This window comes from Candidatus Edwardsbacteria bacterium RifOxyA12_full_54_48, assembly GCA_001777915.1.
Classification (GTDB): Bacteria; Edwardsbacteria; AC1; order AC1; family EtOH8; genus UBA2226.
The window spans coordinates 151,440-164,452 of sequence record MFFN01000003.1 but is presented as its reverse complement, the minus strand read 5'-3'; the positions used below and the strand labels follow the sequence as shown (position 1 = coordinate 164,452).

Below are 13,013 nucleotides of genomic sequence, written 5' to 3'. Positions count from 1 at the left end.
GGAATTTGGGTTTTGATGATAGGGGTTTGTGATATTATCAGCAATCAATGAACTGTAAACAATAAACGTAAAAAATCTGATGATTGAGTTGTTCGACATCCATAAATCCTTTGAGGGCAAACCGGTCTTAAAAGGGGTCAACCTCAGGATAGATCAGGGCGAAACCCTGGCGATACTGGGCCGTTCCGGCTGCGGCAAGAGCGTGACCCTGAAGATAATCCTCCGGCTGCTCAAACAGGACCAGGGACGGATAATGATCGACGGCGAGGACACCACTGGTTATACCGAGGGGCAGATGCTGCCCTTGCGGAAAAAGATCGGGATGCTTTTCCAGGGGGCGGCGTTGTTCGATTCCATGAACGTCAAGGAGAACGTGGCTTACCCCTTGCGGGAACATCTGAAACTGTCGGAAGATGAGATCTCCCAAAAAGTGGCCCAGGCCCTGAGCTTTGTGGAGCTTGCCGGCAGCGAACGGCTGATGCCCTCGGAGCTTTCCGGCGGCATGAAAAAAAGGGTGGCCCTGGCCCGGGCCATAGTGCTGGAACCGCGCTACATGTTCTATGATGAGCCCACCACCGGCCTGGATCCCCTGACCTCCCGCAAGATCAACGAGCTGATAAACAAACTGAAGGATGAACTCAAGGTGGGTTCAATAGTGGTGACCCACGAGATAGCCAACGCCTTTAAGGTGGCCGACCGCTTCGAGGTGATCAAGGACGGGGAGATACTTTTCTCCGGCACCTCCAGCGAACTCAAGGGCTCAAAATTAAAATTCGTCCAGGATTTCATTAAAGGGGGAACGATCGAAAATGCCAATCAATAAACTGTCCCACGAATTCAAGGTGGGCCTGCTGATAACCGTGGGCCTGGCAGTGGGCCTGGTGGCGGTGCTTTCGGTGGGAGAACGCCAGGGTTTTTTAAAACAGCGTTATTTCCTGAACGCCCGGTTTGACGACGTCAGCGGCCTGCAGGAAGGCGCCCCGGTGAGGGTCTCCGGGTTCCAGGTGGGGGTGGTCAATAAGATCGCCCTGGTGGAGGTCGGCGGCCACCAAAAAGTGGAGGCCCGCTTAAGGATAGAAAAGCAGGCCCAGCCCAGGATCCGCCAGGGTTCCCTGGCCAGGATCAGCAGCATGGGGCTGTTGGGCGATAAATTGGTGGAGATAGTGCCGGCATCGATGGACCGGCCGATGATGGAAAACGACGATGAACTGCCCACTATAGCAGTGATGGCACCCGAGGAGATAATGGGCAAAGTGGCCGAAATATCGGACACCCTGAATTCCACGGCGATCTCGCTCAATGTGATCATGAAGAAGATTGAAAAGGGCACCGGCACCCTGGGCAAAATGATAGATGATCCCCGATTGTATACCAACCTTGATTCGGTCATGGTCAGCATGAACCATCTGATACTGCTGATCAAGGGCAACAAGGGGACCATCGGCAAGCTGATGAACGACCCCTCCCTGTATGACAACCTCAATCAGTCCATGTCTAGCCTCAACATCATCTCCGACAGCCTCAAGCGGGGCCAGGGCAGTCTGGGCAGGTTGCTGCGGGAGCCGGACCTTTACAATTCCCTTGACTCTACTTCGCAGAAACTCAGTGTTATAATAAGCAGGATCGAAAAAGGGGAGGGCACTTTGGGCAAGCTATCCAAGGACGAAGAGCTGTACCAGAAACTCAAGGGATCTTCCGATGAACTGAACCAACTGATAAAGGATATGAAAGCCAATCCCAAGAAATACCTTGGCGTTAGCATATTTTAAAGGAAGATGTCTGAAATGAAAGAGAATACCCAGGGAAAACTGCCGCGCAAGGAACGGGAAAGACTTGTCCGTCGGACGGAGATCCTTCATGCCGCCAGGGTTATATTCGCTGAAAAAGGGCTTCACGAAACCACCTTGGACGAGATCGCCGAGAAGGCGGAGCTGGCCAAGGGCACCTTATACGGCTATTTTGAGAGTAAGGAGGATCTTTTCTTTTCGGTTCTGGAGGAGACAATTCATAACTTAGAAAAGGTCATTAAGGAAACCAGCAGCAGCGGCCTTCCCCCGCCCGAGAAAATATCTATAATGATAAAAACCATACTGCGGCTGTTTGAGGAGAATGTGGATCTGATGCAGTTGATGACCCGCAATCAGCCCGGGGTGTTGATGCATAAAATGCAGGAAAAAATGAAGGTTCATTTCAGGAGCCTGATACTATCGGTCTCCGGGGTGCTTCAGGAAGGCATCCACCAGGGATTTTTTGATAAAATCGACACCGAAAAAGCCGCCGCCGCATTTTTTAACCTGATACACGGAAATGCGATGAACTCCTTTTGGCATCAGCAGAAAATAAATAATAAAGAAGATTTAAAATTCCTGGTTAATTTCTATTTAAGCGGCATAACCAAATATGATACCAAAGGAACTAAATAAAATGAGAACAGCAGTTGCCGTAGCGATCCTTTTTGCATCCTTTGCGGCGGCGGAGGATATGTCATTAAACCAAGCCATAGATCTGGCCCTGAAGCAAAACGCCGCCCTGAAAATCGCCCGATACAAGGTCAGCGCCGCCGACGGTCAATTGATGACGGCCAGGGGATATCTGGTTCCCCAACTTTCGGCATCCGGCAGCATAGTTAGGCTGAACAGTCTGATTGACATGAAAGTCGGGCAATCCTACTTTCCTCCTGTGCTTGACAGCAATTATATTCCTACCGGAGATGTGGTGCGCATGTCCAGTGCTTCGATAGTCTCGGATAAGATCGGTAACACCTATACCGGTAAATTGTCCGCTAGTTGGCCGGTCTACACCGGCGGAAAAATATGGCAGGGCTATCAGATAAGCCGGCTGAACCGCCAGGCCGCCGGGGAATCTTACGACAGCGCCAGGGCCGGGGTGATCTATGCGGTCAAACAGGCCTATTACGGGCTGCTGCTGGCCCAAAGCGCCTACGCCGTCACCCAAGAGGCAGTATCGTCCATAGAAAAACACTTGGCACGGGTGCAGACTTTATATCAAAAGGGGATGGTCTCCCGTTACGATTTATTGCGGGCCGAGGTCCAGCTTTCTAATATGCAGCCTCCGCTTATTCGCATGCAGAATGCGGCGGAGCTTTCCCGGCACTCATTCAATATGGTCCTAAATCGGGAGCTGAATGCACCGGTGGTTTTGAGTGATTCTATGGTATTTCATATGGTGGAGGCGGACAGCGCTCTGCTTGTAGGGCGGGCTTTTCAAGCCAGGCCGGAATATAAATCAATTTTGATCAGGCAAAAAATGGTTGATAAGGCCAAGCTGATATCCTATGCCAGCTACCAGCCTACCGTGGCACTGCTAGCCGATTATTCCTACAGCAAGGGATCAGGTTTCTCCGGTTCGGACGAATGGCAGAAGAACTGGGACGTGGGGGTCTCCGCCAGCTGGCCCTTGTTTGACGGCGGTTCCGGGCTTGGCAAGATCAAGGAAGCCAAGGCCAATGCCCAACAACTTAAATTGGCAAAAGAAATGGTGGAGGACGGGATAAAACTTGAGATTTCGGCCAATTACCTTACGATGAAGGCCAATGAAAAGGCCATTTCTTCACAGGAGAAGGCTGTGCAGCAGGCCCAACAAGCTCTGAATATAGCTCAAACCCGCTATGAGAACGGCCAGGCCACTAACCTGGATGTATTGGATGCCGAAGTGGCCCTGACCCAGGCCAAGACCAACAAGATCCAGGCCCTGCATGACTACCTGGTCAGCCTGGCCAAACTGGAGAGGGCGGTGGGGGCGATTCTCAAATAGGGCGGATGACTTTAAATTGTGACCGGCATCCAAAATTTAAAGCGCTTAGCCGGGGGATCTGTTTTGTCGGAGATCAGGGCAATAAAACACCAAACCCAGTGCCGGTAGATAACATAAAACAAAGAATATACTGTAAAAGGAGCCAGGTTCTTCATGAAGGGCAAGATAATTCTCATTACCATAGCCGCAATGATAACCCTTTTCCTGGGGTTCAAAGTAATAAGGTCGATTGCTGGCAAAAAAGCTGTGACCGAGCAGGCTCAAAAATTTCCAGTGGAGGTTTTGACTGTTTCTCCCTCTGACTATGACGAGACCATAAACCTGTCCGGAACCATGATGGCCGAGAACCAGACCGAGGTCCCTTCCAAGGTTTCCGGAAAGATCATAAAATATCTGATGGAAGAAGGGGCCTGGGTGGACAAGGGCCAGAATGTGGTGTCCATAGACCGCGATGAGATCGGGGTGGAGTTCAAGGAGGCCTGGTTGGAAGCCCCTATTTCGGGCTGGCTTACCAAAAAGTATCTTGACACCGGCGGCCACGTGACCCCGGGCATGCCCTTATTCCAGATCGCCGATTATCACCAGGTCAAATTGGTGATCCAGGTCCCCGAGGCGGAGATATCACGGATCAGGACCGGAGCGGGCGCCCAGATATCGATAGATGCCTGGCCGGACCAGACATTTTACGGTTCGGTCAGCCAGATGTCGCCCACGGTGGATTACCTAAGCCGCACGGTCAAGGCCGAGATCGCCATCAAGAATCCCGGCATGAAGATACGTCCGGGGATGTACGCCCGGGCCAGCATAAAAATCAAACGCCACCTCAAGGCCATGGTCATACCCACCACCGCCATCATCGAGCGTGAAACCGGCGCCATGGTATTCGTGGCGGAGAACGGCCAGGCGGCAGCCCGGCAGATCGTTGTCGAACTGGACATGGGCGAAACCAGTTCCGTCAAGTCCGGCCTGTCTTTCGGGGATAAACTGATCGTGGCCGGCCAGCACACCGTGGCCCAGGGATCGGCGGTGGAGATCGTGGGAGGCAAATAATCATGATGCTTTCTGAATTCGGGATCAAGCGCCCGGTGACGGTCTTCATGATATTCATCGGCGTCACCATCATCGGACTGGTGGCCCTGGCCAACCTGAACATCGACCTGCTGCCCGACATGTCCTTCCCCATCGTGGCGGTGATGACCGATTATCCGGGAGTGGGGCCGGCCGAGGTGGAGGCCATGGTCAGCCGCCCCATGGAGAGCGTGGTCAGCATGGTGCGCAACGTCAAGAATGTGCATTCCACCTCCAAGGAAGGCTCCTCGATGATCACTCTGGAATTTGACTGGGGCACCGATATCGATGCCGCAGCCATAGATGTCCGGGAGAAAATAGATCTGGTCAAATCACATCTGCCGGCTGGGGTCCAGAATCCCACCATTGTCAAATTCGATCCGGCCCTGATGCCGGTGATGGTGGTGGGGGTATCCAGCCCCCGGGGGGTCTCCGAACTTCGCCAGTACTGCGACGACAACCTCAAGGACCGGCTGGCCCGGATCCCGGGGGTGGCTGCGGTGACCGTGCAGGGTGGTCAGGACCGCCAGATCCAGGTCAACATCGACCGCACCAGGATGGAGGCCCTAGGCCTCTCCTTTGATCAGATAGGTCAGTCCCTGATGACCTCGAACCTGAACCTGCCCGGAGGCCACCTTAAAAGCGGCCAGCTGGACTTCCTGATCCGGATCCCGGGCGAGTTCAAGAGCGTGGAGCAGATCTCGGCCACCGTCATCGGCCACCGGGGCGGAACCCCGCTCTACCTCCGGGATATCGCCAAGGTGGAGGACAGTTTTACCGAAATTGACACCGAGACCAAGCTCAACGGACAGCGCTCGGTGGCCCTGGTCATCCAGAAACAGTCCGGTTCCAACACCGTGGCGGTCAGCAACAAGATCCAGGCCAAGATCAAGGAGATGCAAAAACAGATGCCATCCGACATCAAGCTGTCGACGGCCTTTGATTCCGCCGAGTTCATCCGGGAATCGGTCAAAACCCTGCAGACCGAGGCCATCGGCGGATCCCTGCTGGCCATCCTGATCATAATCCTTTTCCTGCGCAACTTCTCCAGCACCCTGATCATTTCGCTGTCCATACCGTTCTCCATCATCGTCACTTTTGTCCTGCTCTATTTCCGGAGCATGACCCTGAACATCATGACCTTGGGCGGGCTGGCCCTGGGAGTGGGGCGCCTGGTGGACGATTCCATCGTGGTGCTGGAGAACATCTACCGCCACCGCGAGGACGGGCAAAGCCCTGAGGAGGCCGCCCTGAAAGGATCGGACCAGGTGTCCATGGCGGTGCTGGCGGCCACCATCACCACTATCGTGGTCTTCCTGCCGATCGCCTTCGTCTCCGGCATCGCCGGGGTGCTGTTCCGGCCCATGGCCTACACCGTGTCGTTCTCCCTGATCGGCTCGTACTTCGTGTCTATGATGCTACTGCCGCTGCTGACCAGCCGTTTCCTGAAGGTGGAAAAGCATGAGGTCATCGAGGCCGGCGCTTCCTGGTGGAAAAGCCTGATGGCTAAGATAGGCAAATGGCAGGACGGCATGGACAGTTTCTATCAAAAGGCCCTGACCTGGTCCCTGGCCCACAAGAAGGTGGTGATGGGGATCACCCTGGGAGTGGTGGTGGCCAGCCTGTCTCTGTTTGCCGTGGTTGATTCCGAGTTCATCCCCTCCAGCGACGAGGGGGAATTCACCGTTAATCTGACCATGCCGGTGGGCACCTCCTTCAGGCAGACCGGAAGCATCATACAGCGGATGGAGGATGTCGTTAAAGCCGAGGTCCCGGAAACCCGGACCCTCTATACCACTTTTGGCGAAGGCGAGGGGATGCGCAAGGCCATGGCCGGAACCGGGCCCAACATCGGAGCCATGCGGGTCAAGATAGGTCCGCGCTCCCAGCGGAGCCGAAGCGTCGATCAGATCATAACCATTCTGAGGGCCAGGTTCTCGGCCATCCCCGACGCCCAGGTAGTGTTCCTTTCCGGCAGCCTGATCTCCCAGATCATGAGCATGGGCGCCGGCGGGGCCATCCAGGTGGACATCCAGGGATACGACCTGGAAGACTCCCGGAAGCTGGCGGAGCAGGTCAAGCAGCTGATGGCCTCGGTCAACGGCACCAGGGATGTGAACATCACCCGCCAGGAAGGAATGCCCGAACTGCAGGTGATCGTGGATCGCGACAAGGCCGGGGCCATGGGCCTGAGCATTTACCAGGTGGCCTCGGCGGTGGAGACGGCCTTCAAGGGCAGGACCGTCACCCGTTTCCGCGACAGCAAGTTCGGCAAGGAATACGACGTGGTGGTCCGTTTTCAGGAGAATGACCGCACCCGGGTCCCGGACATCAAGAACCTTAAAGTAATGAGCCCGATGGGGCAGCTGGTGGCGGTCTCCAACATCGCCAGGATCCAAAAGGCCTTTGGTCCGGTGGATATCAGCCGCAAGAACCAGCAGCGGATCGTCTCCGTCACGGCCAACGCCACCGGCCGGGCCATCGGGGCCATCAACGGCGAACTGGCCGATAAGATAAGAAAGATGAGCATCCCCGAAGGCTTCACTGTGGAGGTGGGCGGCTCGGCCAAGGACATGGCCGACAGTTTCAAGAACCTGTTTTATGCCACCCTGTTGGCCATCATGCTGGTTTACATGGTGCTGGCCTCGCAGTTCGAATCGCTGCTGGATCCCTTCGTCATCATGTTCTCGGTGCCGCTGGGCATCGTGGGCGTGGTCTGGGGCCTGTTCCTGACCGGGCACAATTTTTCGGTGATCGCCTTCATCGGCATCATCATGCTGGTGGGCATCGTGGTCTCCAATGCCATCCTGCTGGTGGATTACGCCAATGTGTTGCGGCGGAAAGGGCTGGGCCTTTATCAGGCGGTGATCCAATCGGGACATACCCGGCTGCGCCCGATCCTGATGACCACTCTGACCACCATAGTGGGCATGACGCCTATGGCCCTGGGGATAGGAGAGAGCGCGGAAACCTCGGCGCCGCTTGCCATTTCGGTGATCAGCGGCCTGACGGCCTCCACCTTGCTGACATTGATCTTTGTGCCGACTTTGTATGTCTTGTTTGAGGAAAGGCTGAGGAAATAAATTTCCCCCAGAGTATAAATAGCCCGTTCATTTAGAACGGGCTATTTATCTTGTTGACAATATCTGAATTTATGGATAAAATTAACCGAACAGATGGAGTACAAAGATGAGCCGAATAAGCATAAAACAACTTAAAAATGGGGAGATGCAGGGCAAGGATCTGATAGAAAATTACGCCTTGCGTAAGGTGGAGATCAAGACCAAGGAATCGGACGGGAAATCCTTCCTTTCCCTGGAGGTGGGCGACGCCACCGGCCGTGTGGATGCGGTGCTATGGAATGAGGCCGATGCGGTCTATAAGCAGATCTCTCCCGGCGATGTGGTCCAGGTCAAGGCGGTGGTGGGCAGATACAAGGACAACGTTCAGCTGAGGATAGAAAATATTCGCAAATGTGAAAGAAACGAGTACGATCTGGCAGAAATATTGGCTTCCTCCGCATTCACCCGCAGCGAGCTAGAATCGTTCCTAAGAGCGGAGATGGCGGGGATCAAGAATCCCGCTTTGGCAAAGTTGTTGAAACTGTTCTTCGATGATCGAGAATTCATGAGGGAATTCCTGGAGGCGCCGGCAGCCAAGCTGTGGCACCACGGGTGGATAGGCGGGTTGGCCGAGCACACGGTCTCGGTCTGCCGGCTGGCCCGGGCGGCCCTGAAAAATTACCAGCTGCTGGATCCCGACATCCTGATCACCGGATGCCTGCTGCACGACATCGGCAAGATCAGGGAATTTACTGTGAGCAGTTTCGTGGATTATTCCGACGACGGCCGCCTGATGGGGCATATAGTGCTGGGCGACCAGATGCTTCTGGAGAGGATGGCCAAAATAAAGGACTTCCCCCGGGAATCGGCCAAGCGGCTCAGACACATCCTGCTCTCCCACCACGGGGAGAAGGAGAAGGGATCCCCGGTGGTTCCGGCCACCCTGGAGGCCCTGGTGGTGCACCATTGCGATCTTATGGATGCCCATGCCGCGGCCTACGAAAGGATAATAAGGCGGGAGGGTGTCAACAGCAAACGTTGGAGCGAATATGTAAATCTGATAGACCGCTTCATCTACCTGGCCAGGGAGGAGGGGGCGGCGGAAAATCCGCAGCTTTTTTAAATGCCTCTTGCTAAAATGCGCTTCTTGTGATAATATTCACTGCAGTAGTTGAATGAAATATCAATAAATTATTAAGGAGACCCAATGGAAGACCTCAAGCTGGCAAATAAACTGGTCAAGGCCCTGGACATGGCCATCAGGTTCGAAAGGCAGGCCCAGGAGAGATACGCCCGGGAGGCCACCTATTCGTATGAGTACGATGTGAAGGGCCTCTTCAAACAGCTGGTTTCCGAGGAATTAAAACATGAGAGAATCCTGACCCAGAAAAAGAATCTGGTGCTCAAGGATATCGCCAAAATGGATAAGAAGAAATAATTTACAAGGAGTTGAAGATGCCCAAGAAAACCTATCCCAAGATCGATGTTGAGGCCTGTATTGGCTGCGGGGCCTGCGTTTCGGCCTGTCCTACCAGCGTGCTGGACATGCCCTCGGACAAGGCGGTGGTGGTCAAGGCCGATGCCTGCACCGAATGCGGGGCTTGCGTGGATGCCTGTCCGGTTTCCGCCATAGTGCTGGCCGAACAGGATTATTAATAACAATAAATAGCTGTAAACATGAAAAAGATATCAATAGCTATACTGGCTGTCCTCTGCCTGACGGCCGTAGCCCATGCCGGGATGCTGCCTTTTGCCAACAATGTCCTAATACTGAAAGGCGGATATTACAACCCCTCCGGGGTGAAGGGCAGCGGCGGACTTCTGCTTGGCCTGGGGGTCGGCAATGCGGTGGATGATATGGTCAATTTGTCTCTGGGGCTGGAATATTTCGGCAAAAGCTTCGAGGAGAAGCAGGAGGCCGATACCTCCAGCACCACCGGGATAACCACCACTACCATGGTCAAGGTGCTTTACGAGCATAAGGTCACATATCTGCCCTTGTGGGCCAGCCTGAACATCACCATCCCCGCCGGTGGGGCCATAAGACCCTATGTAGGGGGCGACCTGGGGTGGGGACTGGCCAAGGTTTCCTATGATTACAAGGATACCACCATCGCCGTCGATAAGATCACCCAGGGCCCGGATGACGGTTTTTACACCGGTTTCGGCTGGCGGGTCAGGGGCGGAGCCAGGATCGGGATGGGGCTGCGCAGCGCCCTGCTCTTGGAAGCATCTTATAACGGCACCACTGTAGCCCGCGAAGAGGACGGCGGCTGGGAACGGGAACTGGATATGTCCGGTTTCGGCATTGGAGCGGCCATAGAATTGAAAGGATTTTAATAAACCTACCTCAATGATTGAAAAGCCCCCGCCTGTGGCGGGGGCTTTTTGTTACCCGATGGCGGTGAACTTGTCCGCTTCAGGATGAAAAGCCTGAAGCCCGGCCTTGATGCCCCTATGATTTTCTTTAGAAAGATCAGGGTCGCCGGCCAGGATATTTTTGGCCTCTTCCCGGGCCGGAGCTATCAAATCGGCATCCCTGGACAGATCAGCTATTTTCAGCTGCGGGAGGCCGTGCTGCCGGGTGCTCCAAAATTCTCCCGGACCCCGCAGTTCCAGATCCTTCTCGGCAATTTTAAAGCCGTCACTCAGGCTCTGCATGGTGTCCAGCCTGAGTCTGGCCTCGAGCGTCAGTTTTGGCCCGGCCATCAAGATGCAGTATGATTTGTGGCTGCCCCGGCCGACCCGGCCCCTCAGCTGGTGCAACTGGGACAGGCCGAATCTTTCGGCCTGTTCGATGAACATAACATTGGCGTTGGGCACGTCTATGCCCACCTCGATAACTGTGGTGGAGACCAGAATATCGATCCGATGATCCCGAAAGTCCTCCATCACCGCCTGCCGGTCCTCGGTAGGCAGCTGACCGTGCATCAGGCCCACCCGGCGGCCCTTGAAATAATCCTGGGACAGGGTGCGGTGCATCTTGATGGCGGCCTTCAACTCGGTTTTATCCGATTCCTCGATAACCGGGTAGACCACGTAAGCCTGCCTTCCTTGTTCCAACTGCTGTTCGATGAAATCATATACTTTGGAACGGTTGGCCTCGGCGGTCCACTTGGTGGTTATGCTCCGCCTCCCCTGAGGCATCTGATCGATGGTGGAGACGTCCAGATCCCCGTATACCGTTATGGCCAGGGTCCTGGGTATTGGTGTGGCGGTCATGACCAGGGTGTGGGGGTGCTTCCCCTTGAAGCGGAAATCCGCCCGCTGTCTTACTCCGAAGCGGTGCTGTTCATCGATTATGGCCAGGCCCAGATTGGCAAATTCGACAGATTCCTGGACCAATGCCTGGGTCCCCACACAGACGTTTAGCCTGCCGTCGCTAAGCCCCTGGTAGATCTCAGCTCGTTGCTTACTTTTAATCTTGCTGGTCAGGAGGGCCGAAGTCATGCCCAGCCTGTCAAACCAAGGGTGCAGGAAATTGTAATGCTGTTCGGCCAGCAGTTCGGTGGGGGCCATAAGGCTGGCCTGGGTCCCGCCCCTTACGGCCTGTATCATGGCTGCCAGGGCCACCATGGTCTTGCCGGATCCGACATCGCCCTGAAGCAGACGGTGCATGGGCCTCGTTTGTCCAATGTCATTTGATATCTCTCCGATCACCCGTATTTGGGCCCCGGTCAGTGTAAATGGGAGGAGGGAGGAAAAGTCATTTTTCCAGTCAGATGAGTTAATCTTGGCTCCGACTCCGTGTATCTGCAGGGCGTTCTTCTTGAGAAAAAGGATCAGTTCCAGATATAGTAATTCTTCAAAGGCCAGGCGGCGGTGAGCCTGCTCCAATATTTCCGGGGCATCGGGAAAATGAAGCTGGGAGATGGCCTGCCGTATACCCATCAGATCTTTTGCCATGATAAGCTCCGGGGGAAGGGGTTCTGCGATCTGTTGCAGATATCCTTCCAAGGCGGACTTTATCACCTGCCTGATCTGTTTGGCCGAAAGTCCGCCGGTGGCGGGGTGGAGGGGAACTATTCGTCCGGTATGGATCAGTTCGGCGTCCTCGCTGTCCAGCAGCTCATATTCCGGGTTGGCCATAGAAAGTCCGTGGTCGGACAGCACCAGCCCCGAGACCACAATGCGGTCGCCTATCTGGAAACGATCCTTCAAGTAGGGCTGGTTGAACCATTTACAAAGCAGGTAGCCGGTGTCGTCGCTCACTAGCAGATTGAAGATGGTGAAATTACGGCGGGTATGGACTAACCCCTTGTCGGACACCTGGCCGAACAAGGTTACATTATCGCCCACCCTGATATCCCGGATATTTTTTATCAGGCTGCGATCCAGGTATCTCCGGGGAGGATAGTACAACAGATCCCTCACTGAAACTATCCCCAGCTTATTGAAAAGCAGGGCCCTTTTAGGCCCCACTCCTTTTAAATATTGAATATTTGTTTCTGGCATTTTCTTGCAAACAAGACCAACCGAAGCGATTCGATTGGTCTTGATAATCCTTATTATACTCTATAGCGACCGGTTGCCGATATTTCTCAGCACCTGACGGGCAACCTCCTTTAAGGTCTCAAAAACACCGATGCCTTGGCTGGCTACGGCCTCGAAGTCGGGCAAGTTATTGCCGTTCAGCTGGGATTTCAGTTCGTCCAGGGATACGATATTGGGCAGGTCTCTTTTATTATACTGAAGGACCAGCGGTATGGTCTCTATGGAAAGGGACATCTCGGCCAGGTTCTCCTTTAAATTGGCAAAGCTGGCCAGGGTGTCCTCATACCTTTCCCGCTGGGAATCGGCCACAAATACTATCCCGTCGACGCCCCTCAGCACCAGCTTGCGGCTGGCATTGTAGAACACCTGGCCGGGGACGGTGTATAAATGGAATTTGGTCTTGTATCCCTGAATGGTTCCCAGGTCCAGCGGCATGAAATCGAAGAATAGGGTGCGGTCCAGTTCGGTGGCCAGCGATATCAGCTGGCTCTTGGCCTGGGGGTCAACCTTCTGGTAGATCTGTCGGAGGTTGGTGGTCTTGCCGCCCAGGCCGGGGCCGTAATAAACGATCTTGCAGCTGATCTCACGGGAGGCTCGATTTATAAGGGCCATAAA

At 54.6% G+C, this 13,013-nt stretch carries 12 protein-coding genes; 10 read left to right on the top strand and 2 right to left on the bottom strand.

From position 1 onward, the window contains the following. Positions 1-79: 79 nt before the first annotated feature. From A2273_08120 to A2273_08075, 10 genes are all read left to right on the top strand, one after another. Entirely contained in the window at positions 80-823 is a 744-nt protein-coding gene (locus tag A2273_08120; protein OGF08301.1) for an ABC transporter ATP-binding protein, read from the top strand. After that, positions 810-1,769: a hypothetical protein gene (locus A2273_08115; protein ID OGF08300.1), complete on the top strand. Its 960-nt coding sequence runs from the start codon at positions 810-812 to the stop codon at positions 1,767-1,769. The genes A2273_08120 and A2273_08115 overlap by 14 nt, the downstream gene beginning before the upstream one ends. Before the next feature lie 15 nt (positions 1,770-1,784). After that, the gene (locus A2273_08110) at positions 1,785-2,423 is read left to right on the top strand and encodes a hypothetical protein (GenBank protein OGF08299.1); all 639 of its coding nucleotides are present in this window, start codon (positions 1,785-1,787) and stop codon (positions 2,421-2,423) included. A 58-nt stretch (positions 2,424-2,481) separates the two neighbouring features. Next, positions 2,482-3,774: a hypothetical protein gene (locus tag A2273_08105; GenBank protein ID OGF08298.1), complete on the top strand. Its 1,293-nt coding sequence runs from the start codon at positions 2,482-2,484 to the stop codon at positions 3,772-3,774. 153 nt (positions 3,775-3,927) lie between these two features. Further along, on the top strand, positions 3,928-4,824 hold the full coding sequence (locus tag A2273_08100; protein ID OGF08297.1) for a hypothetical protein: 897 nt from the start codon (positions 3,928-3,930) through the stop codon (positions 4,822-4,824). A 2-nt stretch (positions 4,825-4,826) separates the two neighbouring features. Further along, positions 4,827-7,925 carry a hypothetical protein gene (locus tag A2273_08095; GenBank protein OGF08296.1) on the top strand — a complete coding sequence of 1,033 codons (3,099 nt, stop codon included), beginning with the start codon at positions 4,827-4,829 and terminating at the stop codon, positions 7,923-7,925. Between the two features lie 106 nt (positions 7,926-8,031). Then, complete coding sequence (locus tag A2273_08090) at positions 8,032-9,027, top strand: hypothetical protein (GenBank protein ID OGF08295.1); 996 nt, start codon at positions 8,032-8,034, stop codon at positions 9,025-9,027. An 84-nt stretch (positions 9,028-9,111) separates the two neighbouring features. Continuing rightward, entirely contained in the window at positions 9,112-9,342 is a 231-nt protein-coding gene (locus A2273_08085; protein ID OGF08294.1) for a hypothetical protein, read from the top strand. 17 nt (positions 9,343-9,359) lie between these two features. Continuing rightward, entirely contained in the window at positions 9,360-9,560 is a 201-nt protein-coding gene (locus A2273_08080) for a hypothetical protein (GenBank protein OGF08293.1), read from the top strand. Between the two features lie 21 nt (positions 9,561-9,581). Continuing rightward, the gene (locus A2273_08075; GenBank protein ID OGF08292.1) at positions 9,582-10,244 is read left to right on the top strand and encodes a hypothetical protein; all 663 of its coding nucleotides are present in this window, start codon (positions 9,582-9,584) and stop codon (positions 10,242-10,244) included. A 51-nt stretch (positions 10,245-10,295) separates the two neighbouring features. Here A2273_08075 and A2273_08070 read toward each other — a convergent pair whose 3' ends face one another. Next, complete coding sequence (locus tag A2273_08070; protein OGF08291.1) at positions 10,296-12,359, bottom strand: ATP-dependent DNA helicase RecG; 2,064 nt, start codon at positions 12,357-12,359, stop codon at positions 10,296-10,298. Positions 12,360-12,419: 60 nt separating this feature from the next. Then, positions 12,420-13,010: a gliding-motility protein MglA gene (locus tag A2273_08065; GenBank protein OGF08290.1), complete on the bottom strand. Its 591-nt coding sequence runs from the start codon at positions 13,008-13,010 to the stop codon at positions 12,420-12,422. Between the last annotated feature and the right edge of the window lie 3 nt (positions 13,011-13,013).

Bases quoted from the DNA above. Each gene is read 5' to 3' on its own strand.
- A2273_08120 (OGF08301.1), top strand. From the start codon at position 80: ATGATTGAGTTGTTCGACATCCATAAATCCTTTGAGGGCAAACCGGTC.
- A2273_08115 (OGF08300.1), top strand. From the start codon at position 810: ATGCCAATCAATAAACTGTCCCACGAATTCAAGGTGGGCCTGCTGATA.
- A2273_08110 (OGF08299.1), top strand. From the start codon at position 1,785: ATGAAAGAGAATACCCAGGGAAAACTGCCGCGCAAGGAACGGGAAAGA.
- A2273_08105 (OGF08298.1), top strand. From the start codon at position 2,482: ATGTCATTAAACCAAGCCATAGATCTGGCCCTGAAGCAAAACGCCGCC.
- A2273_08100 (OGF08297.1), top strand. From the start codon at position 3,928: ATGAAGGGCAAGATAATTCTCATTACCATAGCCGCAATGATAACCCTT.
- A2273_08095 (OGF08296.1), top strand. From the start codon at position 4,827: ATGATGCTTTCTGAATTCGGGATCAAGCGCCCGGTGACGGTCTTCATG.
- A2273_08090 (OGF08295.1), top strand. From the start codon at position 8,032: ATGAGCCGAATAAGCATAAAACAACTTAAAAATGGGGAGATGCAGGGC.
- A2273_08085 (OGF08294.1), top strand. From the start codon at position 9,112: ATGGAAGACCTCAAGCTGGCAAATAAACTGGTCAAGGCCCTGGACATG.
- A2273_08080 (OGF08293.1), top strand. From the start codon at position 9,360: ATGCCCAAGAAAACCTATCCCAAGATCGATGTTGAGGCCTGTATTGGC.
- A2273_08075 (OGF08292.1), top strand. From the start codon at position 9,582: ATGAAAAAGATATCAATAGCTATACTGGCTGTCCTCTGCCTGACGGCC.
- A2273_08070 (OGF08291.1), bottom strand. From the start codon at position 12,359: ATGCCAGAAACAAATATTCAATATTTAAAAGGAGTGGGGCCTAAAAGG.
- A2273_08065 (OGF08290.1), bottom strand. From the start codon at position 13,010: ATGGCCCTTATAAATCGAGCCTCCCGTGAGATCAGCTGCAAGATCGTT.